This window comes from Pseudomonas putida (assembly GCF_002741075.1).
Classification (GTDB): domain Bacteria; phylum Pseudomonadota; class Gammaproteobacteria; order Pseudomonadales; family Pseudomonadaceae; genus Aquipseudomonas; species Aquipseudomonas putida_T.
The window spans coordinates 1559169-1583890 of sequence record NZ_CP016634.1 but is presented as its reverse complement, the minus strand read 5'-3'; the positions used below and the strand labels follow the sequence as shown (position 1 = coordinate 1583890).

Below are 24722 nucleotides of genomic sequence, written 5' to 3'. Positions count from 1 at the left end.
TGAGTCATTGGCCGTGATAAAGCCCTTCGCTGCGCAGTTCCTGGGCAGTATCGAGAATGCACTGGCGCAGGATCTCGACGATCTCGTCGACCTGGGCATGGGTGATCACCAACGGTGGCGACATCACGTTCAGGTGCATGATCGGCCGCACCAGCAGCCCTTTGGCCTGGGCTTTGCGGTGGATGCGCTCGCCGATGTTCACCGCGTCGTCGAACAGCGCCTTGCTGGCTTTGTCGGCGACGAACTCGACACACGCCATCAGCTTCAGGCAGCGCACATCACCCACCAGCGGCAGGTCGCGCAGGGTGGCCAGGCGCTGCTCCAGGTAGCCGCCCACCTCGTTAACGTGTGCCAGCAGGTTCTCCCGCTCGATGATCTCGATGTTCTTCAGGGCCGCGGTGCAGCACACCGGGTGGCCGCTATAGGTGAAGCCGTGGGTGAAGCAGCGGCCTTTGCCTGGCTCGGCGATCACCTGCCAGATGCGCTCGGAGAAGATGCACGCCCCCAGCGGCAGGTAGGCCGAGGTCAGGCCCTTGGCGGTGGTGATGATGTCCGGTTGCACGTCGAACAGCTGCTCGCTGGCAAAGAAGGTGCCCAGGCGACCGAACGAAGTCACCACTTCGTCGGCGACGAACAGGATGTCGTAGGTCTGGCACAGCTGCCACATGCGCTGCAGATAACCCTTGGGCGCAATGATCACCCCGCCCGAGCCCATGACCGGCTCGGCGAAGAAGGCCGCGACGTTGTCCGGGCCCAGCGAGAGGATCTTGTCCTCGAACTCGGCCACCAGGAAGTCGAGGAACTCGGCTTCGTCCATGTCATCCGGGGCACGGTACGGGTTGGGGTTGGAGACGTGGTGAATCAACGGGTGCGCGTAATCGAACTCCGGCACCCGGTCGGCGGCCTTGTTGCCGATGGACATGGTCAGGGTGGTGGAGCCGTGGTAGGCGTTGTAGCGGGCGATGATGTGCTTCTTGTTCGGCTTGCCGCGGCAGTTCTGGTAGTACTGGATCAACCGGTAGGCGGTGTCCACCGCCGTCGAGCCGCCTGTGGTGAGGAACACGTGGTTCAAGTCACCGGGGGCCAGTTCTGCGAGCTTCTGGCACAGCTCGATGGCCACATCGTTGGCCATGTCGGAGAACGGGTTGGAATAGGCCAGTTTGCGCACCTGGTCGGCGATGGCCAGGGCCATTTCCTCGCGGCCCAGGCCAATGTTGGTGCACCACATGCCGCCTACGGCATCGAGGAAGCGATTGCCCTCGGTGTCGCGGATGTACGCGCCCTCCCCGGCCACGATGTTCAACGCACCTTGTTCCCGGTGCTCGTCGAACATGTGGTAGCCGTGCATGTAGTGGGCCTTGTCGGCCTCCACCAATGCGTCCTGGGCAGGTGTCGAAGCGAAAGCTTTGCTGGGCATGGCCATAAGGCAGTTCCTTGGCAGAAAACGAAGAAAGAGAACTCAGTAACCGGTCTTGACCGTGCTCCACACGCGGGTGATGGCGCGCATGTCCCGTGGGGCCTGGGTCTTCTGGGCGAACAGACGACCACGGGTGTCGTCGTCGGGGTAGATCGCCGGGTTGTCACGGATGTCGGCCTGCACCAGGGCCGTGGCGGCACCGTTGCTGTTGGCGTAGTGGATATAGTTGGTCACCTTGGCCATGGTCTGCGGCTGCAGCAGGAACTCGATGAAACGGTGCGCATTGGCCACGTGGGGCGCGTCCTTGGGCAGGTAGAGGTTGTCGAACCAGATCAGCGAGCCTTCCTTGGGTATGAAGAAGTCCAGGGTGATGTTCTTTTTCGCCTCCTCGGCGCGGGCCTGCGCGGTGGCGTAGTCACCGGACCAGGTCAGGGCCATGCACACGTCCCCGTTGGGCAGGCTGGTGAGGTAGTTCACCGAATCGAACTTCTTGATGTAGGGTCGGATGCCCATCAGCAGCTTTTCGGCGGCCTTCAGGTCAGCGGGTGCGGCGCTGTGCGGGTCCTTGCCCAGGTATTGCAAGGCCAGGGGAATGACTTCGCTGGGCGCGTCCATCAAGGTGACGCCGCAGTCGGCGAAACGCGAAACGATCTTGGGGTCGAACAGCATGGCCAGCGAGCCGATCGGGGCATCGGGCATGCGTGCCTTGATCTTCTCGACGTTGTAGGTCACCCCGGAGTTGCCCCAGGTGTAGGGCGCCGAGAACTTCAAGCCTGGGTCGTAGCTTTGCAGCTCGTTGACCACCTTGGCGTCGAGGTTGTGCCAACTGGGCAACTGGCGCTTGTCCAGGGGTTGGAACACCCCGGCCTGGATCAGCGGCGGCACCAAGGACGCGTTGAGCATGACCAGATCGTAGCCGGAGCGGCCGGTCAGCAGCTTGGTCTGCACGGTCTCGTAGCCATCGAAGGTGTCGTAGATCACCTTGATGCCCGTGGCCTTTTCGAAATCGGCCAGGGTGGTTTCACCGATGTAGTCGGTCCAGTTGTACAACCGCAGCGTGTTGCTGGTGTCCTCTTGCGCCGCCACTGTGACCGTGGCGGCGGACGCCAGCAACAGACTGCCAATCACCTTCAGTGCCTTGCCCATAGCAACTCCATCGTGTGACTGCTCGGGATGAGCCGGTGGACGTACTATCGGGACAATCGCTGAGCGGGAACATACCCCGAATGTGTGGGGTGGCCTGGATTCTGGGGTGTGAAGCGCTCCCAAAGGCTCGGCACGGTATTTTCATTCCCACCACCAGTCGCGTAGAGTTTTTCCACGCGACCAAGGGCTGCATCACCAATGGACAAATACGCGCCACGCCAATGGCTCCCCCACGAAAAGCCCAGTCTGCCTGGCTCGCCCTCCACGCCCCTGCACGCCCCCGGCAAACGCCTGGCCTATGGCGCGGTGGGCCTTTTGGTGGCGATCACCGGCGGCCTGGGCAATGCGCTGGTCACCGCCAACCTGTCCTTCCTGCAGGGCGCCCTGGGCGCGACCAGCGCAGAGATGGCCTGGCTGCCCGCCGCGTTCGTGATGACCAACGTCTCGATGAACCTGCTGCTGGTGAAGTTTCGTCAGCAGTTCGGCCTGCGCGCGTTCACCGAGGTCTTCCTGGTGCTCTACGCCCTGGTCACCTTCGCCCACCTGTTCGTCAACGACCTCAACTCGGCCATCGCGGTCCGCGCCGCCCACGGCATGGTCGGCGCGGCGCTCAGTTCCTTGGGGCTTTACTACATGATCCAGGCCTTCCCCGCGCAGTGGCGGCTCAAGGCCATGGTGCTGGGCCTGGGCGCCTCGCAACTGGCGGTGCCGCTGGCCCGGGTGTTTTCCGAAGACCTGTTGCAGATCGCCGAATGGCGTGGCCTCTACATGTTCGAGCTGGGCCTGGCGCTCGCCGCGCTGGGCTGCGTCCTGCAGCTCAAACTGCCACCTGGGGATCGCTTCAAGACCTTCGAACCCCTGGACTTTCTGACCTTCTCGCTGATGGCCAGCGGCACCGCCCTGCTCTGCGCCGTGCTTTCACTCGGGCGTATCGACTGGTGGCTTGAGGCGCCCTGGATCGGCGTGGCCCTGGCGTCATCCATCGCCCTGGTCTGCTCGGGCCTTGCCATCGAGCACAACCGCACCAACCCATTGCTGATGACACGCTGGCTGGGCAGCGGCGCAGTGGTGCGCCTGGCCTTGTGCGTGGTGCTCATACGCATGGTCACCTCCGAGCAATCCACCGGTGCGGTGGGCTTCCTGCAGGCACTGAACATGGGCAGTGAACAGATGCGCAGCCTGTATTGGATCATGCTGCTGGGCGCGGCCACAGGCCTTGCGACCAGCGCCTTGACCATCAACCCGACGCACCTGGTCACGCCGCTGTTCATCTCCCTGGCGGCGATGGCCACCGGGGCCTTCATGGATGCGAGCTCCAGCAACCTGACCCGGCCCGAGCAGATGTACCTGAGCCAGTTCCTGCTGGCCTTTGGCAGCACGTTCTTCCTGGGCCCTTCCATGGCCCTGGGCATCAGTCACGTGCGCGCCAACCCACGCAACCTGGTCAGCTTCTCGGTGATGTTCGGGATCTGCAACAACCTCGGCGGACTGATCGGTGCGGCCTTGTTGGGCACCTTCCAGACGGCGCGGGAGAAGTTCCACTCCAGCAACCTGGTCGAACGCTTGAGCGCGCTCGAACCGCTGGTCAACGCCAGGGTCCAGGGCGGCGGCGGCGGGTACGCCGGGCTGATTGCCGACCCCGCCCTGCGCACCGAGATCGGCACGCGTCTTTTGGCCAGCGCGGCGACCCGTGAGGCCAACATCCTGGCCTACAACGATGTGTTCATGCTCATCGGCGCCATCGCCGTGGCGACCATGATCTGGATTTTGATTCGCAGCTACTGGCTGCGCCGCGCGGCGCAACCTGTGGCCTCCCCCGACACCACCAGCGGCGCTTCGACCCAATGACCCAGCCCACCCAATCCACGACCACCACTGCCATCGCCGAAACCCCGGAGGGCACCGCACCGCCCAGCGGGCCGGGCGACCCGACGCGCACGCGCCGCGTGCGTCTGCTTTCCTCGCTCAGTTTCGCCTGTGTGGCGCTGGCCGGCATCCTGCTGGTGCTCTATGCCTGGCGCCTGCCGCCGTTCAGCAGCGCCATCGAAAGTACCGAAAATGCCCTGGTGCGCGGCCAGGTGACGATCATCGGCCCGCAACTGGCCGGTTACATCGTCGAGGTGCCGGTGCATGACTTCCAGTTCGTCAAACGTGGCGACCTGCTGGTGCGCCTGGACGATCGCATCTACACCCAGCGTCTGGCGCAGTCCATCGCCCAGTTGCAACAGCAGCAGGCGGCGCTGGCCAACAACCTGCAACAGCGCAAGAGTGCCGAAGCCGCCATCACCCAGCGCGAGGCCGCCATCCTGGATGCCACCGCCCAGGCGGACAAGGCCCAGGCCGACCTGCGCCGCAACCAGGCATTGGTCAGCGATGGCTCGGTCTCACGCCGGGAGCTGGACCTGAGCCGGGCCAGCCATGCCGCCGCGATCGCCACTCTGGAACAGGCCAAGGCGGCACTGGAAATCGCCCGTCAGGACAAAGCCACCGTGGTGGTCAACCGCGCGGCCCTGGAAGCGGCCGTGGAAAACGCCAAGGCCGCGGTCGAACTCGCCCGCATCGACCTGGACAACACCCGCGTGACCGCGCCGCGCGACGGTCAGTTGGGGCAGATCGGCACGCGCCTGGGCGCCTACGTCAACTCAGGCGCACAGTTGATGGCGCTGGTCCCCGATACCCTTTGGGTCATCGCCAACATGAAGGAAACCCAGATGGCCCATGTGCGCATCGGCCAGCCGGTCTCCTTCACCGTCGATGCGCTCGACCACCTCAAGTTGCGGGGGCAGGTGCAGCAGATCTCGCCGGCCACCGGCTCCGAGTTCGCCTTGCTGCAGGCCGACAACGCCACCGGCAACTTCGTGAAGATCGCCCAGCGCATTCCGGTGCGGATCACCGTCGAGCCCGACCAACCGGAGGCCAAGCGGCTGCGCCCGGGGATGTCGGTGGTGGTGAGCATCGATACCCGTGAGTGACCTGGCCGCTCACGGTGTCCAATCCACGGCGTGGTCCTCCAGATAGGTGTCCACGGCAGCGCCCACCGTGGGCTGGAAGATATCGCTGCCGATGTGACTCAGCACTTCAAGGCGCAGCAGTTTGTCTCTCACCGGGTCCTTGACCTCGGCAAAATGCAGCTCCACACCGGCTTCGCGCAGGGTTTGCTCCAGTTCCACGAGCATATCGGCGGACGTCACGTCGACGCTGGTCACAGGCTCCGCAGCGACCACCACCCGCCGCACCTCGCCCCCTGCCCCTGCCACGGCCTCCAGCACACAGCGCTGGAACAGTTCGGCATTGGCGAAGAACAGCGGCGCATCCCAGCGAAACAGCACCAGCCCCGGCACTCGGCGAGCGTGGGGATAGCGGGACACATCATGGTAGCCCCGGATCCCATCGACCCGGCCCAGCACCGCATAGTGCGGGCGCCAGCCATCCCAGAGAAACTCGATCACTGCGATGACCACCGCGATGCCGATGCCCGGCACCGCGCCGAAAACTGCCACCCCGACGAAACAGGTGATCGACAACCAGAACTCCCAGCGCTGGATGCGATAGATCCGCGCCAGGTCCCTGAATTCGAACAACCCGAGCGCCGCAGCGATCACCACCGCCGCCAGGGCGCTCTGTGGCAGGTGGCGCAGCAGGTCGGGCGCGAGCACCAGCAACAGCGCGACGCCCAGCGCACCGAACACACCCGCCAGCTGGCTGCGCGCCCCCGCAGCCTCGGCCACCGGCGTGCGGGAGGAACTGCTGCTGACCGGGATGCCCTGGAAGAGCCCGGTGGCCAGATTGGCCAGCCCCAGCCCGACCATCTCCTGGTTCGGATCCACCTGGGAGCGGGTCTTGGCGGCATAAGTACGTGACAGCACGCTGGTATCGGCGAACGACACCAGCGCCACCGCCGCACCACCGATGACCACGGTGGCCAGGTCATTGAAGCCGATCAACGGCAGCGCGAACCCAGGCAAGCCCTGAGGCAGCGAACCCACCACCTTCACCGCATGGGCGGCCTCCAACCCCATCAGCCCGGAGACCACGGTCGCGGCCACCACGGCGATCAGGATGCCCGGCAAGCGCTCCCAGCGTTTGAGCAGCAAGATGATCACCAGCGTACCCGCCCCCAAGGCGAAGGCATGCCAGTTGGCCTTACCCTCCAACAGGGCGTTGAACAGTTGCACGGTATCGCGCAGTGGCCCGGTGCTCTGGCCGGAGATGCCGAACAGCTTGGGCGCCTGGCTGACCAGCACCGCTAGGGCAATGCCGTTCATATAGCCATAGCGAATGGGCTTGGACAGCAGCTCGGTGATGAACCCCAGGCGCATCAGGCCTGCGCCGATGCAGATCAGTCCCGAGACCAGCGCCATGGCCGCCGCCAGGGTGACAGCCCGCCCCGGATCGCCTGCCGCCAACGGCAGCACCACAGCCAGGATGATCGGCACCAGCGCAGAGTCCGGGCCCAGCACCAGGATGCGGCTGGGACCGAACAGGGCGTAAGCCAGCAACGGCACGATGGTCGCGTACAGACCGTGGATGCCCGGGACACCGGACGCCTGCGCATAGGCGATGCCGACCGGCACCAGCATGGCGGTGAGCACCAGCCCTGCGATCAGATCCTTGGGCAGCCACGCCATCGGGTACTGGCGCGCCACACGCAGGCCCGGCACCCAGCGCTGCCAGCCGCGATCGAGCGGGCGCGCCGCATAGGCCAAGGGCTTTGGCGGTGGTGTCGAGGTGTCCATGTGCGGGCCTCAGTAGCGCTCGGAGACCATCTTGAACGGGTATGGCACCGCCTTGTACTTGCCGATCTTGCCGCGCTTGGGCAAGACGATCTTCTGCTTGGCGCTCAGGTCCTGGTAAGGGATCTGCTGCAGGAAATGGCTGATGATGTTCAGCCGCGCCTTGCGCTTGTCCTCGGAGCGCGCCATGAACCATGGTGCCCAGGATGAATCGGAGGCGGCGAACATGTCGTCGCGGGCGCGGGTGTAGTCGTCCCAGCGGGTATAGGACTTGATGTCCATGGGCGAGAGCTTCCAAAGCTTGCGCCCATCGTTGATGCGATCCTGCAGGCGGCGGGTCTGCTCCTCGGCGCTCACCTCCAGCCAGTACTTGATCAGGATGATCCCCGAATCGATCATCATCCGCTCGAACAGCGGCACCACGGCGAGAAACTTGTGTGCCTGCTCCTCGGTGCAAAAGCCCATCACCCGCTCGACCCCGGCGCGGTTGTACCAACTGCGGTCGAAGATCACCACCTCGCCCGCCGCCGGCAGGTGGGTCAGGTAGCGCTGGGCATAGATCTGGGTCTTCTCGCGCTCGGTTGGCGCCGGCAGCGCCACCACACGAAAGACGCGAGGGCTGACCCGTTCGGTGAGGGCCTTGATCGTACCGCCCTTGCCGGCACCGTCGCGCCCCTCGAAAACGATACACACCTTGAGCCCCTTGGCCACCACCCACTGCTGGAGCTTGACCAGCTCCACATGCAGGCGCTTGAGCTCCTGTTCGTAGGCTTTGCGTCCCAGTTTTTCCGGGAGCTCATCCTTGTGCTTCTTGTTCACGGCCTTGGCCATCGCATGCTCCTCTTGCAAACCGAGGGTTGTCCCGGCGCTGCCGGTGACGCCTGAGCCTGGCGCATGGACGCGACAGGCCAGTGGAGTATGGATGAGCCGTGGCACTTTGCCTGTCGGCGAGACAGGATGCCGCACCCGCGGCCTACAGCCACCAGGCCAGCACCGCCGGCAGCCAGGCGAAGGACAGCACCGTCGAACACATCACCAGGTTGGCCACCTGCTCGGGAGACCGGTTGGCCCGCACCGCGAGCAGGTAGTTGAATACCGCCACCGGCATCGAGGACTGCACCACCAGTACCGCGCGCTCCAGCGATTCCAACCCCAGTGCGGTGCCCACGCCCCACCCCACCACCGCACCCAGCACGATGCGCAGACCGCCGAGCAACAAGCCGCTGCCGACGTGATGCAGACGGATGCTGGCAAGGGACACGCCCAGCGTGAGCAGCATCAGCGGGATGGTCATGCCACCGAGCAGGTCGGCGGTGTTGGCCAGCCAGCGCGGCAATTCCAGGTCCAGGAAGATGATTGGCAGAGCCCCTGCGAGACTGATCACGATCGGGTTGCGCAGCAGGGCCTTGAAGGACGCGCTGGCACCGGACATGGCAATGCCTAAGGTGAACTGGAAGATCGACAAGGTCAGGAAGAACGCCACCGCCAACGCCAGGCCATGCTCGCCGAAGGCATACAGGCTGATCGGCAGGCCCATGTTGCCGGTGTTGGGAAACATGAACGCCGGCATCAGCACACGCCAGTGCTGGCCCGACGCGCGGCTGACGAGAAACCCGGCCAGCGCCATGCCCAGCATGCACAGCACGCAGGCGACGGCCATGCTGGTGAAGGCTGCGGGGTCCAGTTGCGTGCGGCTGAGGGTCGAGAGCACCAGCGATGGCGTGCCGACCGTCATGACGATGCGGGCGATGAATTCGGTGGGATAGTCCAGACCACGGCGGGCCCAGCCATAGCCGATACCGGCAACGATGAAGACAGGCGCCAGGACGGCGAACAACGAAGCCAGCATGAAGCGGATCCCCCGAGAGTCGAAGCGACATTATGCGGTTTTCCTTCCAGAACGGTGGAAACGCTTTTCTCCCGGTCCCACGTTTTCTGTATGCCGCGCCGACAAGGACGTGCAACGGCTTGAGTTTTGCTCGGTGCGGCTTCTGGTCGCAGGGCCGGGCCATCGCCCAGGCCTTAGAATCGCGCCGCCTTTTCGCTCTGCGGCCATGCCCGTCATCCCAGACGGCCGAGCCGCACCTCGCTCGCACCGACAGCCAGGCACACCCGCGCAGCCCTTGCGCCCACCGAAAAGGCACACGTTCGGCGTTTTCCAACTAGAGGTAACTATGTCTCCGCGTTTGCTGGCCATGGCGCTGGCACCCCTGCTCGGGCTGTTCATCATTGCCCTGGGCAACGGCTTTCTGTCCTCCCTTACCACCTTGCGCCTGGGCTCGGCTGGCGAATCGGCCACCATGATCGGCATCGTCTCGTCGGCCTACTTCATCGGCCTGACGCTGGGGGCGATCTTCAACGACAGGCTCATTCTGCGCATCGGCCATATCCGCGCCTATACCAGCTTCGCCTCGCTGATCGCCGCGACCATCCTGTTGCAGGGCCTGTTCTATGACACCACCTGGTGGTTCGCCCTGCGCCTGATCAACGGCTGGGCCGCGGTCGGCGTTTTCTTGGTCATCGAGAGCTGGCTGCTGCTCGCGGGCGATCCGAAGATCCGTGGCCGCCTGCTGGCGCTGTACATGATCGCCTTCTACGGCGCCGGGGTGCTGGCCCAGGCGACGCTAGGCGAAGTCACCGGCTGGGGCGAGACCGCACCGTTCATGGTCGCTGGCATGCTCGCCACCTTGTCTGTGCTGCCGATCGTGATCCTGCCGCGGGTCTCGCCGCTGCTCGATCAGGTCGAGCCCCTCAAGCCGCGCCAGCTGCTGGGCATCGCCCCGACCGGCCTGGTCGGCTGCTTCGGCTCAGGCGTGGCCATCGCCGGGATCTACGCCCTGCTGCCGCTGTACCTGCAACGCATCGGCCTGGACGTGGGCGAGATCGGCAACATGATGGCCTGGGTGATCCTCGGCGCAATGCTGCTCCAGTATCCGGTAGGGCGTTGGTCCGACCGCAAGGACCGGCAAACCGTGCTGGTCGCCCTGGCGGCGATGTGTACCCTGCTGTCCGTCGTGATCGTGCTGCTGCCGGCTGACTCGCAACTGCTGCCAGCCATGCTGTTCTTGCTCGGCGGCGGCGTATTCGCCATGTACCCGGTGGCAGTCAGCAGTGCGGCCGACCGTGCCCCGGCCGATGCGCTGGTGCCGATGATCCAGGGCCTGCTGCTGATCAACTCGCTGGGCTCGTCCATGGCCCCGCTGGCGATCTCCCCGGTGATGAACGCCTATGGCGAGACCGGGCTGTTCTGGGCCTTTGCCGTGATCAACCTGGCGATGGTGGGGTTCTTCCTGTGGCGCCGCGGCAAGCGACCGGCCCCGGAACACCCGGCGCCCTTCGCACCGACGGCGACCTTTTCGCCGACCGGCGCCGAGCTGCGGGTGACCGAGGAACTGATGCATGCGGCCCAAGAGCATCCGCCCATGGGCGAGGCGGCGAGTAGCGACACCTCCTCGCAGCGCGCCGAATCCGCCTCATGATGGGCTGACCCGGCAAGGCCCTGTGGGAGCGTCGAACCGACGCTCCCACCTATTTATCCCCTGACCATCCGTCGCCTGAAAGGCACCCTGCCCCGTCTCCCACGGCCGAACACAGGACAATCATCCCGACAGGAGATTCGCCATGGTTCGCTTCCAGCCCCTGTTCCTCGCCCTGTGCCTGGGCCTGACCACCACCGCCAGCCTGGCCGCCACCGACATGAACGGCACCGACACCCACCCCAAGGCCGACCACTCCTCCGGTGAGCATTCCCAAGGCAACACCGGCGGCCAAGGCAACAGTGTCAATGACCCAGACAGCACCCGCGACAACGACAGCAGCGAAACCAACCCCAGCTCCGACGTACCCGACGGCACCACCGGGGGCTCGAACAACACAGGTGAGGCCACCGGCACCGGTGCAGGTGCCTCGGGCGGTGCCGCCGAGGATCAGGACAGCCGCTGAACAGACGTTGGATTGGCCTGGAATAGATGCCGGGCCAAACCCGAGGATGGCATGAGGTGCTGCCCTGGATCGTGTTGTGGGTTCAACCGCCAAGAGGACACCTCAGGGCCGCCCCGCAAGGGTCAGCGCCAGTAGCGCGGATCGTCCGCCACCTGCTCATGGGCCTGGAACAACAGCGGCAACTGCTCCTTGAGAAAGTCCAGCCAAGTGCGCACCTTGGCGTCCAGGTAATGCCGTGACGGGTAGATCGCATAGATCTCCCGCTGACGCAGCCGATGGGGCGCGAGCAAGCGGCACAGCCGCCCTTGCTCGATCGCTTGGGTCGCGGAGTAGTACGGCAGCAGGCCGATGCCCATGCCAAGCTCCGTGGCCTTGAGCATGGCGTCGGCCACGTTGGTCAGGAAAGTGTCCTGGGGCACGATCACGCAAGGGTTCTCCCCCTCGAACGACCAGTCCTCCTCGAACAACGGGTCCACCGTGCGCAGGCATACATGCCCGTGCAGATCTTCCGGGCGCTGGGGCACGCCATGGCGGGCGAGGTAGTCGGGAGAGGCGCAGAGAATGCTGTGGATGCTGCCCAGAGGGATGGCGATCAGTTGTGAATCCGGCAGGCCCTGGCCGATGGCGATCACCACGTCCTGGCCGTCCGCCAGAGGGTCCGGGTTGCGCTGGGACAAGGTCAGCTCCATGACCACTTCCGGGCAACTGGCGTTGTAGCGGGCCACCAGCGGCATCATCAATAGCCCCAGGCCATGGGAGCAATGAAGGCGCAACCGCCCCCGAGGCGTGAGGTGGGCGCCGCGTGCCTCGTCCATCGCTTCATCAGTCAGCGACAGGATCTGCCGCGAGCGCTCAAGGAACCGCTCGCCCGCCTCGCTCATGCGCAGACGCCGGGTAGTGCGGTGCAGCAGGCGGGTCTGCAGCTGGTTTTCCAGTTCCGCGACGATCCGAGACACCTGGGCGGCAGAAATATCCAGGGCGTTGGCGGCGGCGGCGAAACTGCCGCATTCCACTACCCGGGCGAAAGTTCGCATGGCGTGCAGCATGTCCATGGTGCGTCGTTCCTTGTGACCTATTCGTGCATTCGAAGCAGGAATCTATCACGGAACAGTCTCTTTATTGGCAATCCCCAAGAAATACATCATGAGTCATCGCCAAAAGAGAAACCTGCCATGAAACCTTCGATCGCCTTCCTCGCCCTGTTCGCTGCCTTGGCCTCGTTCGGCGCCGTCGCCGATCCTGCGAGCAACCAACCCGTCGCGGCCACCAGCGAGACCTACGAATACGGCATGCCCCTGGATGTGGCCAAAGTGATTTCCATCACCCCAGCCAGCAACGCGGTCGATTGCGCGGTGGGTACCGCCCATATGGTCTACATCGACCACCAAGGCCAAACCCACAAGGTCGACTACCGGGAAATGGGCAACTGCTCGCAGCTGTAACGGGGCTTACGCCAGCAACTGCTGGATCCAGCGCACCTGCAGGGCCACTTCCTGGGCCTTCTGTTCAGGCACTGCCTGGCGGGCACGGGCGAAATGCGCCATGACCCGCTGTTTGCGTTGCAGGTTCAGGCCCCACTTGGCCAGAAACGCCGGGCTGCGCTCCTGCATCAGCAAAGGCCCGAAGTACAGCTGCTCGGGGGTATACGCCACCGCCTGGCAAGGTTCGGCCACGATGATCTCGTAGGTGAACGCGTTTTCCTCCAGCAACTCCTCGCAGACGATGCGGTAGTCGTTTTGCATCAGCCACTCGCGCAGGGTGCCTTCGCGTACGTTCGGCTGCAGAATCAGCCGCTCCTTGCCGCTCAGCCGATCCTTGCCCCGTTCGAGAATCTCGCGAATCTTCTCCCCACCCATTCCGCACAGGCTGATGGCGTCGATGCGGTCCTGAGGCTCGATGGCCTCCAGGCCATCTGCCAGACGCACGGTGATCGCCTGCTCCAGGCCGTTCTTGCGCACCTTGCGTTGGGCTGAGCGAAACGGCGTCATCGCCGCCTCGCCAGCCACGGCGGCTTCGATGCGGCCACGCAGCATCAGCGCCACCGGCAGATAGCCGTGGTCCGAGCCGATATCGGCCAGTCGTGCCCCGGCCGGCACATGGGCCGCCACGCGCTCCAGGCGCATCGACAATGTCTGTTCGTTCAACCCTTGCCCCTTTTTCGCAACATTCGACCGGCGCCATTGGCCGGTTCGGGGCGCGATTCTGACGAGCAATGCCCGGCATTTCAAATACCGCCGACCAGAGCCACCGCTCGACCCGCCCGGGCCGCTCGCGTAGGCTTGCCGGTTTCCTTCCGTTGCAAGGCAAATACCTCATGGCAAACGCAGACATCACCTTCATCCCGGACCCGGATCCTGAGTCCATCTCCTCCGACGTCGCGGATTTTCGCGGCCTGCTGGTCACCACCCAGATCCCGACCCGCGCCGACGGCAGCCTGGAGCTTGGCGGCATCGTCGAGCAGAGCGAATGCACCCTGCAGGCCCTCAAGGATGCCCTGGAGCGCGCCGGCAGCTCCATGGACCGCGTGCTGCACCTGACCATCTACCTGACCGACATGGCCGATCGCCCGGCATTCAACGAGGTGTACCAGCGCTTCTTCGCCAAGCCCTGGCCTGTGCGGGCGGCAGTTGGCGTGGCCTCGCTGGCGGTCGAAGGGATGCGCGTGGAAGTCACGGCGATGGCGGCCAAGGCCTGACCCCCTGTTGAAAGCCCGGTGTCATTGACTGCTGCACGTTAAGCCCAAACGTCTGGCTCCGCGGCGTCTGCTTCGCGGGTAAACCCGCTCCCACAGGGTCTGCGCGTGGCCTGTTGGGAGTGTGTTTACCCCTCGCCCAGGGGGTGGGATCGACCTTGTGCGGGTTTACCCGCGAATGCGATGGTGAAATCACCGACGTATTCATCGTCAGCCGTACCCGCCTGCCACCATCGGACAGCCGATGGATGCCCCCGGGCCATTTCACCGGTACAATGCGCGCCTTGACCGTGACAGCCCGACCCTAACGACATGTCCCTCCCAAAGAATCATCTGGAACTGCTCAGCCCTGCCCGTGACGTGGCCATCGCCCGCGAAGCGATCCTGCACGGCGCTGACGCCATCTATATCGGCGGCCCGAGCTTCGGTGCCCGCCACAACGCGTGCAACGAAGTCAGCGATATCGCCGAGTTGGTGGAGTTCGCCCACCGCTACCACGCGCGCGTCTTCACCACCATCAACACCATCCTGCATGACAACGAACTCGAGCCTGCCCGCCAGCTGATCCACCAGCTCTACGACGCTGGTGTCGATGCGCTGATCGTCCAGGACCTGGGGGTGATGGAGCTGGACATCCCTCCGATCGAGCTGCACGCCAGCACCCAGACCGACATCCGCACCCTGGAGCGAGCCAAGTTTCTCGACCAGGCCGGCTTCTCCCAGCTGGTGCTAGCGCGCGAACTGAACCTGCAGCAGATCCGCGCCATCGCCAGCGAGACCGATGCGACCATCGAGTTCTTCATCCATGGCGCCCTGTGCGTGGCCTTCTCCGGCCAGTGCAACATCTCCCACGCCCAGACCGGCCGCAGCGCCAACCGTGGCGATTGCTCCCAGGCCTGCCGCCTGCCCTACACCCTCAAGGATGACCAGGGCCGTGTGGTGGCGTTCGAAAAGCACCTGCTGTCGATGAAAGACAACAACCAGACCGCCAACCTGCGCGACTTGGTCGATGCCGGCGTGCGCTCGTTCAAGATCGAAGGCCGCTACAAGGACATGGGCTATGTGAAGAACATCACCGCCCACTACCGCAAGGAACTCGACGCCATCCTCGAAGACCGCCCGGACCTGGCCCGCGCTTCGAGCGGTCGCACCGAGCACTTCTTCGTGCCCGATCCGGACAAGACCTTCCACCGCGGCAGCACCGACTACTTCGTCAGTGACCGCAAGATCGACATCGGCGCCTTCGACTCGCCCACCTTCACCGGCCTGCCGGTGGGCGTGGTGGAGAAAGTCGGCAAGCGCGACCTGCTGGTGGTCACCGAGGTGCCGCTGACCAACGGCGATGGCCTCAACGTGCTGGTCAAGCGTGAAGTGGTGGGCTTCCGGGCCAACATCGCCGAACCCAAGGGCGAGTTCGACGAAGACGGCCAGAAACGCTACCGCTACCGCGTCGAACCCAACGAGATGCCCGAGGGCCTGCACAAGCTGCGCCCGAACCATCCGCTCTCACGCAACCTGGACCACAACTGGCAGCAGGCGCTGCAACGCACCTCCGCCGAGCGTCGTGTGGGTGTCGAATGGCACGCGGTGCTGCGCGAACAGCGCCTGGCGCTGACGGTCACCAGTGAAGAGGGCGTCAGCGTGCAGGTCGCCCTGGACGGCCCGTTCGGTGAAGCCAACAAGCCCCAGCAGGCCTTGGATCAACTGCACGACCTGCTCGGCCAACTGGGCACCACCCAGTACCACGCAGACGCCATCGAGCTGGACGCTCCGCAGGCGTACTTCATCCCCAACTCGCAGCTCAAGGCCCTGCGCCGCGAAGCCATCGAGGCGCTTACCGAGGCGCGGGTCAAGGCTCACCCCCGTGGCGGGCGCAAGGCCGAGACCACCCCACCACCGGTCTACCCTGAGGCGCACCTGTCGTTCCTGGCCAACGTCTACAACCAGAAGGCACGCGACTTCTATCATCGCCATGGCGTGAAGCTGATCGATGCTGCCTTCGAAGCGCACGAAGAGCACGGCGAGGTGCCAGTGATGATCACCAAGCACTGCCTGCGTTTCTCCTTCAACCTGTGTCCCAAACAGGCCAAGGGCGTCACCGGCGTACGTACCAAGGTCGCACCGATGCAACTGGTGCATGGCGATGAAGTGCTGACCCTCAAGTTCGACTGCAAACCCTGCGAGATGCATGTGATCGGCAAGATGAAGGACCACATCATCGACCTACCGACCCCAGGCAGCGCCGTGGCCCAGGTGGTCGGGCACATCAGCCCGGAAGACCTGCTCAAGACCATCCCGCGCGCGCCGCACTGATGACCGAACAGGGGGCCATGAGCCCCCTTTTTTGTGCCTGTTCACGGCGCCTCGAAGTTGGCACTCTGGTACACCAAATACCGCTGTAAATGATAATGCCTATCAGTTATGATCCGCGGCTCCCGCCCTCCCTAGGATCGTGCTGTCGATGCGTCGTGCGTTCGTTTCACTCTGCCTGATTCCCGCTATTAGCCCCGTCGCCCTGGCCGAATCCCAAGCCACGGCTCCCCTTGAACTGCAAGCGGTCAACATCGACGCTGCCAGCGACCTGGAGCGCGCCGACGGCCCGGTGATCGGCTACAAGGCGACGCGTTCGGCCAGTGCCACGCGCACGGACACCGCACTGCACGAAACACCCCAATCGATCAGCGTGGTGCCCAAGGATGTCCTGCAGGACACCGCCGCCACCCGTCTGCAGGACGGGCTGGACTATGCCGGTGGCGTGGGCCGCGCCAACAACTTCGGCGGCCAGGGGCTGACCACCTTCACGGTGCGCGGCTTCACCACCGGCGAGTTCTACCGCAACGGCTTTCCCATCAACCGTGGCTACCCCAACGCCCCGGACGCCAACACCGTCGAGCGTCTGGAGGTCCTGCGGGGCCCGGCTACCAGCCTGTACGGGCGTGGCGATCCCGGCGGCACGTTCAACGTGGTCAGCAAGCAGCCGCTGGCCGACCCCAAAGTCACCTTGGGCAGCCAGTTCGATGACCAAGGGATGCACCGCGCCACCCTCGATGCCACCGGTCCGCTCGATGAACAAGGCCGCCTGGCCTACCGCCTGAACGTACTCGGCGAAGGCGGCGAGACCTTCCGCGACGACGTGCAGACCGAGCGCTACGACGTCGCCCCCGTGCTCAGCTGGCAGGTCAACGACACCACACGCATCGTCTTCGAAGGCGATTTCATGCGCAACAACCACCCTCTGGACCGCGGCCTGACACGCTTTGCCAATCAGCGTGACCGGGCTTCGCGCGATACCAACGTCTGGGAAAAAGGCTCCGACAACCTGCTGCACAACGACAACAACATGGCCCAGCTGCGCTTCGAGCATCAGCTCAATGACGACTGGACCCTGGGCGGTGGCATGCAGTGGCTCGACGGCACGCTCCAGGGCAACGCGGTGGAAGCCAATGCCCTGCAACCAGACGGCCGCACCCTCGGGCGCAACTTCAACTACCGCAAGCTCGAATGGTCCGACCGCGACTACCAGCTCAACCTCACCGGCCACTTCGACACCGCAGGTTTTGCCCACACCTTGCTGACCGGCGTGGAGTATGAAGACTACGACTATCAATCCTTCATTCGGCGCTCGGCCAACGGTGCCGACGCCTACCCTATCGACTTGTTCGACCCGGCCCTGGGCCAGCCACGCCCTGCCCTGACCCGCACCACCACCGACGACAAGGAAAACCTCAAGACCTGGGCCGCCTTCGTTCAAGACCAGGTGGCCTTGACCGACCGTCTCAAAGCCCTGGCGGGCTTGCGCTTCGAGCGTTTCGAGCACCAATACGACAACTACCTGCCCGGCAGCACCGACTGGACCGCCGCCGACAACGCCGTCACCCCTCGTCTGGGCCTGATGTACGACCTGACCGACACCGTTGCCATCTACGCCAACACTGCCCGTTCGTTCAAGCCCAACAGCGGCGCCAGCCGGCAAGGCCAGGGCTTCGATCCGGAAAAAGGCAAATCGTACGAACTGGGCGTGAAATGGGAGGCGCTGGATCGCCAGTTGAGCGTCGATGCGGCCATCTACCACATCGTCAAGGAAAACGTCCTCGCCAACGACCCGCTGGACCCCACCGGAACCTACAAGATCGCCGCAGGCGAAGTCCGCAGTCGCGGCCTGGACATCAACGTTGCCGGCAACCTCACCCCCGAATGGCGCGTGATCGGTGGCTACGCTTATGTCGATGCCGAGGTGACCAAGGACACCAGCCTGCAGAACGGCACGCGCCTGGCCAACATTCCGCGCAACAGCTTCAGCCTGCTCAATACCTATGAGTTTCAGGATGGAGGCCTCAAGGGGCTGGGTCTGGGCATGGGCGTGAAATACGTGGACGACCGCGCCGGCCAGACCGCGACGCAGACCTACACCATGGAGCAGTACACCGTGGTCGATCTACTCAGCTTCTATCAGGTCAACGAGCACGTGCGGCTCAATCTGGACCTGAAGAACCTGTTCAACAAGGAATACGACGAAGGCGCCTTCAACAGCTACGTCTACCCCGGCGCGCCACGCACCGTGCAGGCCGGCGTGAGCTACACCTTCTGAATCCAGGGCTGCTACGCAGCCTTTTCAAGACGCAAGGCCGCCTCTACAGGATCACTGGACCCCGTAGGAGCGGCCTTGCATCGCGAAAGGGCCGCTAAGCGGCCCCAAATCGGCTTTACAACAAGCCCAGGTCCCGCGCCGTACGGTCCACGGCGACCTTGGTCTTGGCCACCAGCTCATCGATGTCACCACGGCTGGCCACCAGTGCCGGCGCCATGATCATCCGGCCCAGGGTCGAACGGATGATCACCCCTTCCTCGAAGCCATAGGTCCGGCACTGCCAGGCCAGGTCGTTCTCGTTGGCGAAGCGCTTGCGGGTGGCCTTGTCCTCGGCGAACTGCAGCGCCGCCACCAGGCCTGCGCCCTGGATTTCGCCGATCAGCGGGTGATCACCGAACACCTCGCGCAAGCAGCTTTGCAGGTAAGGGCCGGTGTCGTCCTTGACCTGGCGCACGATACCTTCGTCGCGCAGGGCCTTGAGGTTGGCGATGGCCACGGCCGCCGCCACTGGGTGGCCGGAGTAGGTCAGGCCGTGGGCGAACACCCCACCGCGCTCCACCAGCGCCTCGGCGATGCGCTTGCTCAGTACCAGGCCGCCCATGGGCACGTAGCCGGAGGTCAGGCCCTTGGCGATGGACAGGGTGTCCGGCTGGAAGCCGAAGTGCTGGTGGGCGAACCACTCGCCGGTGCGGCCAAAGCCGCCGATCACTTCGTCGGCGCACAGCAGCACATCGTACTGACGGCAGATGCGCTGGATTTCCGGCCAGTAGCTCTCTGGCGGGAAGATCATGCCGCCAGCGCCCTGGAACGGCTCGGCGATGAAGCCTGCGACGTTCTCGGCGCCCAGTTCGAGGATTTTCTCCTCCAGTTGCAAGGCGCAGCGACGGCCGAACTCGGCTGGGGTCAGCGCGCCGCCTTCGGCGTACCAGTACGGCTCATCGATGTGCGCGACATCCGGAATCAGCCCGCCCATCTCGTGCATGAACTTCATGCCGCCCAGCGCCGTGGCGGCCAGGGTCGAGCCGTGGTAGCCGTTCCAGCGGCCGATCATGATCTTCTTGCCTGGCTTGCCCATCACCTGCCAGTAGCGGCGCACGGTGCGGATCAGCACTTCGTTGGATTCGGAGCCGGAGTTGGTGTAGATGGCATGGCTGTAGTGCCCAGGCAGCAAGCTGAACAGCAGCTCGGACAACTCGATCACCGCCGGGTGGGTGGTGTGGAAGAACATGTTGTAGTAAGGCAGTTGGTCCATCTGCGCGGCGGCGGCGGCGGTCAGGTCCTTGCGGCCATAGCCCAGCTGGGTGCACCACAGGCCGGACATGCCGTCCAGGTAGCGCTTGCCGTCGTTGTCCCACAGGTGCAGGCCTTCACCGCGCACGATGACCCGCGGGCCTTCGGCGTTCAGCGCCTTCTGGTCGAGGAAGGCATGGATGTGGTGGGCGGCATCGGCGCTCTGGTAGTCGCGTGTTTCGCGTTGCGGCTGGAAAGGTGCGTTCATTGTTGTTCTCCGTAGGAATATCAGCGCAGCTGGAACCAGGTGGTTTTCAATTGGGTGTACTTGTCGAACGAATGCAGCGAGAGGTCGCGGCCGAAACCGGATTGGCGACCGCCGCCAAAGGGCACCACCACATCCAGCGCATCGACGGTATTGACCGACACAGTGCCGGCCTTCAGACGCCGGGCCACGCGGTGGGCGCGGTTGAGGTCATCGCTCCACACCGAGGCGGCCAGACCATAGATGCTGTCGTTGGCCAGGCGCAGGGCCTGCTCCTCGTCCTCGAAGGTGCTGACCGCCAGCACCGGGCCGAAAACCTCCTCGCGGGCCAGGGCCATGTCGGCGCCCACGCCGGTGAATATCGTCGGTGCGATGAAGTTGTCCGAGCCATTGAAGCGCAGGCGCTGGCCACCGCACAGCAGGCGTGCGCCGTCGGCCTTGGCCTGGTCGATGGCCGCGCTGATGCGCGCGCTCTGCGCGGCATCGACGATGGCCCCGGCGCGGCTGGCCGGGTTCAGCGGGTCGCCCGGCATCCAGTCACGGGCCTTGGCGAGCAGGCGTTCGACGAACTCGTCATGGATCGAGCGCTGCACATAGAGGCGCGAGTTGGCCGAGCAGACTTCACCTTGGTTGAAGAAAATGCCAAAGGCAGCCTTCTCCGCCGCCAGGTCCAGGTCGCAGCAGTCGTCGAACACCAGGTTCGGGCTCTTGCCGCCGCATTCGAGCCAGACCTGCTTGAGGTTCGATTGCGCCGAGTACTGCATGAAGTACTTGCCTACCTGGGTGGAGCCGGTGAATACCAGGCAATCCACGTCCGGGTGCAGGCCCAGGGCTCGCCCGGCCTGTTCGCCAAGGCCTGTGACCACGTTGAGCACCCCTTCCGGCAACCCCGCCTCCAGGGCGAGCTCGGCCAGGCGCAAGGCAGAGAACGGCGACTGCTCGGCGGGCTTTAGTACCACGCTGTTGCCGGCCGCCAAGGCCGGCGCGACTTTCCAGGCGGCCATGTCCAGGGGGAAGTTCCACGGCACCACCGCCCCGACCACACCGAGGGCTTCACGGGTGACGGTGGCCAACGCGTTACCGGCGGTCGGCGCCACCTGGTCGTAGAGTTTGTCCAGGGCCTCGCCATACCAGGCAAAGACGTGGGCCGCGCCCGGCACATCGATGGTGTAGGCATCCATGACCGGCTTGCCCATGTTCAGCGAATCGAGCAGGGCCAGCTCCTCGCGGTGGGCCAGCATCAGCTCGGCCAGGCGCAGCAGCACGCGCTTGCGGGCGGTGGGCGCCATGCGTGCCCAGGGGCCTTGCTCGAAGGCGCGACGGGCAGAACGCACCGCCTGGTCGACCTCGAGCTCGCCACAAGCGGCAACCTTGGCCAATACCTGGTTGTTGGCCGGGTTGATGGCGTCGAAGGTCTCGCCGGAGCAGGCAGCCACGCGGCGGCCTTCGATCAACGCGGTATCGATGAAGCTTTGTTGTGCAGCGCGCTGCTGCCAATCGCTCAATGTATGCACGCAGGACTCCCTTGCGACCGCCTGGGCGGGCGCTGGTTATGGTTGTAGGTGGGTGACGCGGTGGGCCGTTCAGCGCCTTCGCAGGTAGCTTTCCAGCGGGTCCTTGCTCAAGCCTTCCTGGGCCTGGGCCAGCGAATCGATGAACAAGGAGAACAGCTCGGACTGCTTGGCGATGTCGAGCTTGGTGTAGAGGTTCTTGCGATGGGTCTTGACCGTGTCTTCGCTGATGCCTAGGCGCTCGGACAAGGAGCGGGTCGAGTGGCCACGCAGCAGGTACTGGGCGACCCGACACTCGCGCTCGGTCAAGAGCGAAGAGCCGAAGTTGTTCAAGGCGGCGTTGATCTGCCGACCCAGGGCGCTTTCGAAGCGTCCGCCCAGGGTGTCGGCATCCAGCTGCCCCCAGTGCCGGCGCACCACCGCCACCACCCAGGGGGCGATGCGCTTGAGGTCGGCAACCTGCGCTGCCGTCAGGCGTCGGGTGCTGCCCAGGGCCACGGCGATGGTGAGCTGCGCATCGAGCGGCACGATGTAGTTGAGTTCATCCTCAAGGTGCGCGTGCTGGTAGAACGACAGGTAGTACTCGCTGCGCTTGAAGTGGTCCGGTGCCACATCGCTCAAACGATAGCAACCTGGGGCAATGCCCTCCATGCAGGCGCGGTAGAACGGGCACAGCAGGTAATAACCTTCGAGGTACTTCTGCACGTTGCCTTCAGGCAGCCAAGGGCCCTCTTCGTCTTTTTCGAACAATGCCGAAGGCAGGCCTTTGCGCGGGTAGAGAAACACCGTGATGGCCTGGCACTGGGCCAGGCAATTGAGCGCACCGAACAGCGCCTCGACGAAGCCTGGCGTGCCGATGGCCTCGATGACACGGGCCATCTGCTCGTACCAGTCGGGCGATTTCAGCTGGTCTTTGCTCATGTCTCAGATCCCCGCCAGGGTGGTTGTGCGTGTCCGTGGCTGGCTGGGATTGTTTCACGCACGGGCCAAGGCGACCATCACCCTTCGGGGTGAGCTGCCGTTCATGCCGCCAGAATGAACACATCCACCGGCCCACGACCCTAATACCAGGCAAGCCAACCCACCCGGAGGCCAGCCATGGCAGACCCCAAACAGCCCAATGATCCCGATCCCTATGTGGACAACATCCCTCACAACCCCGGAGAGCCTGTACCGCCCCCAGAAAAGAAAGCGCCCGATTGGCCGGAAGGCCAGGTGCCGCCAGAAGAGCAGTCCGATGGGTGAGCACCTGCGCCGCATCTACCCTTTCGCGGCAAGACGTGCGCAATCCCCGTGGGAGCGGGTTCACCCGCGAAACAGACGCCGCGATCAATGGCACGGGCTTCGCCCGTGTTCGCGGGTGAACCCGCTCCCACAGCGCCCGCGTCGATCCGCAAGGCATCGCTGAACCTGTGCGGGTTTACCCGCGAAGAGCACAACTCAAAGCCCCGGCAAGACCGTTGGTCGCGGGCCCTGCACGAAAAACCGATCACACCCGCGCCATCAGGCTCTGAATCCATGAGAGGCGCGGCAACGGCTACGCCTACACTCCTGTGTTCGGCCCGCGTTGTTGGCGGGCCCTTTTTTCGAACCCGAGGAGGCCACCATGCACAGATCACTGCAGATGGGTGGCGGCAACGTCCAGGACGACTGGCCGGAACTGGACCCCGACCAGCGCAACGACAAAGCCGACGACCCCGACACCGACCCAAACCTGGAAGACGATGACGGCAACCGCCCCGGTGTGCCCGCCAGCGATCCGGAATCCGGCGCCTGAACGTAACGTGGGGCAAGCCCGCGTCAACCGGCTTGCCCCACGTGCTGCTTGCCTCAGGCCATCGCGGCGTCGTGCCCGGGAGGGTCGTGCGCAACCGTTGTCGGCGCCGCGCCTTCACCAGAGACCGGTACGAACGCCGGTCCGCTGCCAGACAGCCGCCAGCTCACCTCACTCACGCCATAGCGTTCGGCCATCGGCCGACTGACCTTGCGGATCTTCTCCCGCCCGAACTTCGGAATGATCCCCACCCCAGCATCACAACTGGCCCAATGCCAAGCCTCGGCATTGTCCATGCGCTCCAGACGGATAATGAAACTGCGCGGCTGGCCATGCAGCCGGTAGTCAATGATGTACAGCTGTGGGGTTGGCATCGTAGGGGCCCTCCTCTTCTCCATGGATGACATCCTGATGGATCAAGGTTTTGCGCGAAGATTCAAAAGATTGTCGAACAATTCGAATGAATGGGCTGATACCTGAATCATTGCCCGGCGCTCGGTGCCGCGCCAGGCACCAGAATCACCTGTCTACCTAGTCGGCCTCGCCGCCCCCGGCGGGATGCTTTTGTTGTTGAGGATCGCATCCCGCCCGGTGGTGTGGCCACTCGCCCAGGGGCGGCGCCCGGCAAGTGCTACACCGGGCTAAAGCAGGCGGGCGTCACTGGTTGCGACCACCGCCATGGCTATGCTGGCCACCTTTGCGGCCGGCCTCAGAGGCACGCTCCCGGTCATTGGCAAAGTTGCCGCCGGAGTTCTGGCCGCCCTTGTGGCCGGCGCGGGAGGCTTTTTCGCGGTCGTTGGCGAAGTTACCTGGGTTGGTTTCTTTGGTGCCGCCACGTTGTCCGCTGTTTTCTTGATCACGAGCCATGTCGTTTCTCCTTACTAGTGGATTGGCTGCGCACGGAATCGCACCGTGCAGTAGTTCCGAACAGGCCGGAGCAGGCTCTGCTCAATCGGTCTGCCCAGCCTCGGACGAGTGGCGCCAAACAACGCCCTGACCAAACACTTGCACGCCAGTCTCTACATGCTCGATTTTTTTTGCACTTCGCCACCTGGGCAGCGGTCATACAAAGACGCCCATCATTCCTCGACCAGGAACCGCGCCATGATTGATGCCCACCCCATCCACGCCTGCCGCCAACTCGCCCTGGAACAGAACCGCCGCCTACTGCAGCAGGCCTACCAACTCGATCACAACGCCTTTGCCTTGCTCGACCGCCCCGGGCTCGATGCCAGCCGCTTCGACCGCTACCAGGCACTGCGTCGAAAGGCCGCCGAACGTTATCAGGAGGCGCTGGACCACCTGGCGCTGATCGAGCGAACGTTCGAAGCGCCAGGCAGCGCCCCCCACGAGCGCTCGCCGCGCCATTGAGACCGGGCCTATAATCGCGCATCAACCGCCCGGCGATGCTTCGATCGGCCGAA

At 64.6% G+C, this 24722-nt stretch carries 22 protein-coding genes and 1 pseudogene; 11 read left to right on the top strand and 12 right to left on the bottom strand.

All coding sequences use genetic code 11. From position 1 onward, the window contains the following. Positions 1-4 precede the first annotated feature (4 nt). Together IEC33019_RS07415 and IEC33019_RS07410 are read right to left on the bottom strand one after the other, a co-directional pair. Positions 5-1423, bottom strand: coding sequence for an aminotransferase (locus IEC33019_RS07415; protein ID WP_070090898.1), 1419 nt, complete (start codon positions 1421-1423; stop codon positions 5-7). Between the two features lie 36 nt (positions 1424-1459). Next, on the bottom strand, positions 1460-2563 hold the full coding sequence (locus IEC33019_RS07410; protein WP_099593239.1) for a polyamine ABC transporter substrate-binding protein: 1104 nt from the start codon (positions 2561-2563) through the stop codon (positions 1460-1462). A 198-nt stretch (positions 2564-2761) separates the two neighbouring features. Here IEC33019_RS07410 and IEC33019_RS07405 point away from each other — a divergent pair, with 198 nt between their 5' ends. Then, positions 2762-4411 carry an MFS transporter gene (locus IEC33019_RS07405; RefSeq protein ID WP_070090900.1) on the top strand — a complete coding sequence of 550 codons (1650 nt, stop codon included), beginning with the start codon at positions 2762-2764 and terminating at the stop codon, positions 4409-4411. Further along, positions 4408-5535, top strand: coding sequence for an HlyD family secretion protein (locus IEC33019_RS07400; RefSeq protein WP_070090901.1), 1128 nt, complete (start codon positions 4408-4410; stop codon positions 5533-5535). Before IEC33019_RS07405 ends, IEC33019_RS07400 begins: the two co-directional genes overlap by 4 nt. A 9-nt stretch (positions 5536-5544) precedes the next feature. Here IEC33019_RS07400 and IEC33019_RS07395 read toward each other — a convergent pair whose 3' ends face one another. From IEC33019_RS07395 to IEC33019_RS07385, 3 genes are all read right to left on the bottom strand, one after another. Then, positions 5545-7299: a SulP family inorganic anion transporter gene (locus tag IEC33019_RS07395; RefSeq protein ID WP_070090902.1), complete on the bottom strand. Its 1755-nt coding sequence runs from the start codon at positions 7297-7299 to the stop codon at positions 5545-5547. 9 nt (positions 7300-7308) lie between these two features. Then, positions 7309-8127 (bottom strand): polyphosphate kinase 2, encoded by an 819-nt coding sequence (gene ppk2, locus IEC33019_RS07390; protein ID WP_070090903.1) that lies wholly within the window; start codon positions 8125-8127, stop codon positions 7309-7311. A 142-nt stretch (positions 8128-8269) separates the two neighbouring features. Then, a complete protein-coding gene (locus IEC33019_RS07385) occupies positions 8270-9145 on the bottom strand; it encodes an AEC family transporter (RefSeq protein WP_070090904.1) in 876 nt (291 codons plus the stop codon). 325 nt (positions 9146-9470) lie between these two features. Here IEC33019_RS07385 and IEC33019_RS07380 point away from each other — a divergent pair, with 325 nt between their 5' ends. After that, positions 9471-10775, top strand: a complete 1305-nt coding sequence (locus IEC33019_RS07380; protein WP_070090905.1) for an MFS transporter — start codon at positions 9471-9473, stop codon at positions 10773-10775. 142 nt (positions 10776-10917) lie between these two features. Continuing rightward, on the top strand, positions 10918-11238 hold the full coding sequence (locus tag IEC33019_RS07375; RefSeq protein ID WP_070090906.1) for a hypothetical protein: 321 nt from the start codon (positions 10918-10920) through the stop codon (positions 11236-11238). Between the two features lie 122 nt (positions 11239-11360). Here the strand turns inward: IEC33019_RS07375 and IEC33019_RS07370 are convergent, their stop codons facing one another. Beyond that, on the bottom strand, positions 11361-12290 hold the full coding sequence (locus IEC33019_RS07370) for a LysR family transcriptional regulator (protein WP_070090907.1): 930 nt from the start codon (positions 12288-12290) through the stop codon (positions 11361-11363). 120 nt (positions 12291-12410) lie between these two features. Here IEC33019_RS07370 and IEC33019_RS07365 point away from each other — a divergent pair, with 120 nt between their 5' ends. Further along, the gene (locus IEC33019_RS07365) at positions 12411-12680 is read left to right on the top strand and encodes a DUF2790 domain-containing protein (RefSeq protein ID WP_070090908.1); all 270 of its coding nucleotides are present in this window, start codon (positions 12411-12413) and stop codon (positions 12678-12680) included. A gap of 6 nt (positions 12681-12686) precedes the next feature. Here IEC33019_RS07365 and IEC33019_RS07360 read toward each other — a convergent pair whose 3' ends face one another. Continuing rightward, positions 12687-13382, bottom strand: coding sequence for a tRNA (adenine(22)-N(1))-methyltransferase (locus tag IEC33019_RS07360; protein ID WP_070090909.1), 696 nt, complete (start codon positions 13380-13382; stop codon positions 12687-12689). Positions 13383-13552: 170 nt separating this feature from the next. Between IEC33019_RS07360 and IEC33019_RS07355 the strand changes: the two genes are divergently transcribed. The 3 genes from IEC33019_RS07355 to IEC33019_RS07345 all read left to right on the top strand — a co-directional run bounded on the left by IEC33019_RS07355 (position 13553) and on the right by IEC33019_RS07345 (position 18518). Continuing rightward, the gene (locus tag IEC33019_RS07355) at positions 13553-13933 is read left to right on the top strand and encodes a RidA family protein (protein ID WP_070090910.1); all 381 of its coding nucleotides are present in this window, start codon (positions 13553-13555) and stop codon (positions 13931-13933) included. A gap of 309 nt (positions 13934-14242) precedes the next feature. After that, complete coding sequence (locus IEC33019_RS07350; protein ID WP_070090911.1) at positions 14243-16243, top strand: peptidase U32 family protein; 2001 nt, start codon at positions 14243-14245, stop codon at positions 16241-16243. A 148-nt stretch (positions 16244-16391) separates the two neighbouring features. After that, positions 16392-18518 (top strand): TonB-dependent siderophore receptor, encoded by a 2127-nt coding sequence (locus IEC33019_RS07345; protein WP_070090912.1) that lies wholly within the window; start codon positions 16392-16394, stop codon positions 18516-18518. A 115-nt stretch (positions 18519-18633) separates the two neighbouring features. Here the strand turns inward: IEC33019_RS07345 and IEC33019_RS07340 are convergent, their stop codons facing one another. The 3 genes from IEC33019_RS07340 to IEC33019_RS07330 all read right to left on the bottom strand — a co-directional run bounded on the left by IEC33019_RS07340 (position 18634) and on the right by IEC33019_RS07330 (position 22445). After that, a complete protein-coding gene (locus IEC33019_RS07340) occupies positions 18634-20016 on the bottom strand; it encodes an aspartate aminotransferase family protein (RefSeq protein ID WP_070090913.1) in 1383 nt (460 codons plus the stop codon). 20 nt (positions 20017-20036) lie between these two features. Then, positions 20037-21527, bottom strand: a complete 1491-nt coding sequence (locus IEC33019_RS07335; protein ID WP_070090914.1) for an aldehyde dehydrogenase — start codon at positions 21525-21527, stop codon at positions 20037-20039. 69 nt (positions 21528-21596) lie between these two features. Beyond that, positions 21597-22445, bottom strand: coding sequence for a helix-turn-helix transcriptional regulator (locus IEC33019_RS07330; RefSeq protein ID WP_070090915.1), 849 nt, complete (start codon positions 22443-22445; stop codon positions 21597-21599). 177 nt (positions 22446-22622) lie between these two features. On the opposite strand from IEC33019_RS07330, the gene IEC33019_RS27305 reads away from it, so the two are divergent. After that, positions 22623-22769: a hypothetical protein gene (locus tag IEC33019_RS27305; RefSeq protein ID WP_157765875.1), complete on the top strand. Its 147-nt coding sequence runs from the start codon at positions 22623-22625 to the stop codon at positions 22767-22769. A 361-nt stretch (positions 22770-23130) separates the two neighbouring features. Next, positions 23131-23301, top strand: a complete 171-nt coding sequence (locus IEC33019_RS27300) for a hypothetical protein (RefSeq protein ID WP_157765874.1) — start codon at positions 23131-23133, stop codon at positions 23299-23301. 53 nt (positions 23302-23354) lie between these two features. Here IEC33019_RS27300 and IEC33019_RS07320 read toward each other — a convergent pair whose 3' ends face one another. Continuing rightward, complete coding sequence (locus tag IEC33019_RS07320; RefSeq protein WP_070091020.1) at positions 23355-23672, bottom strand: DUF6555 family protein; 318 nt, start codon at positions 23670-23672, stop codon at positions 23355-23357. Positions 23673-23955: 283 nt separating this feature from the next. Then, positions 23956-24111: pseudogene (locus tag IEC33019_RS07315) on the bottom strand (general stress protein); the annotation flags it as partial. A 291-nt stretch (positions 24112-24402) separates the two neighbouring features. Between IEC33019_RS07315 and IEC33019_RS07310 the strand changes: the two are divergent. Beyond that, positions 24403-24669 (top strand): hypothetical protein, encoded by a 267-nt coding sequence (locus IEC33019_RS07310; RefSeq protein ID WP_070090916.1) that lies wholly within the window; start codon positions 24403-24405, stop codon positions 24667-24669. The last annotated feature ends 53 nt before the right edge of the window (positions 24670-24722 follow it).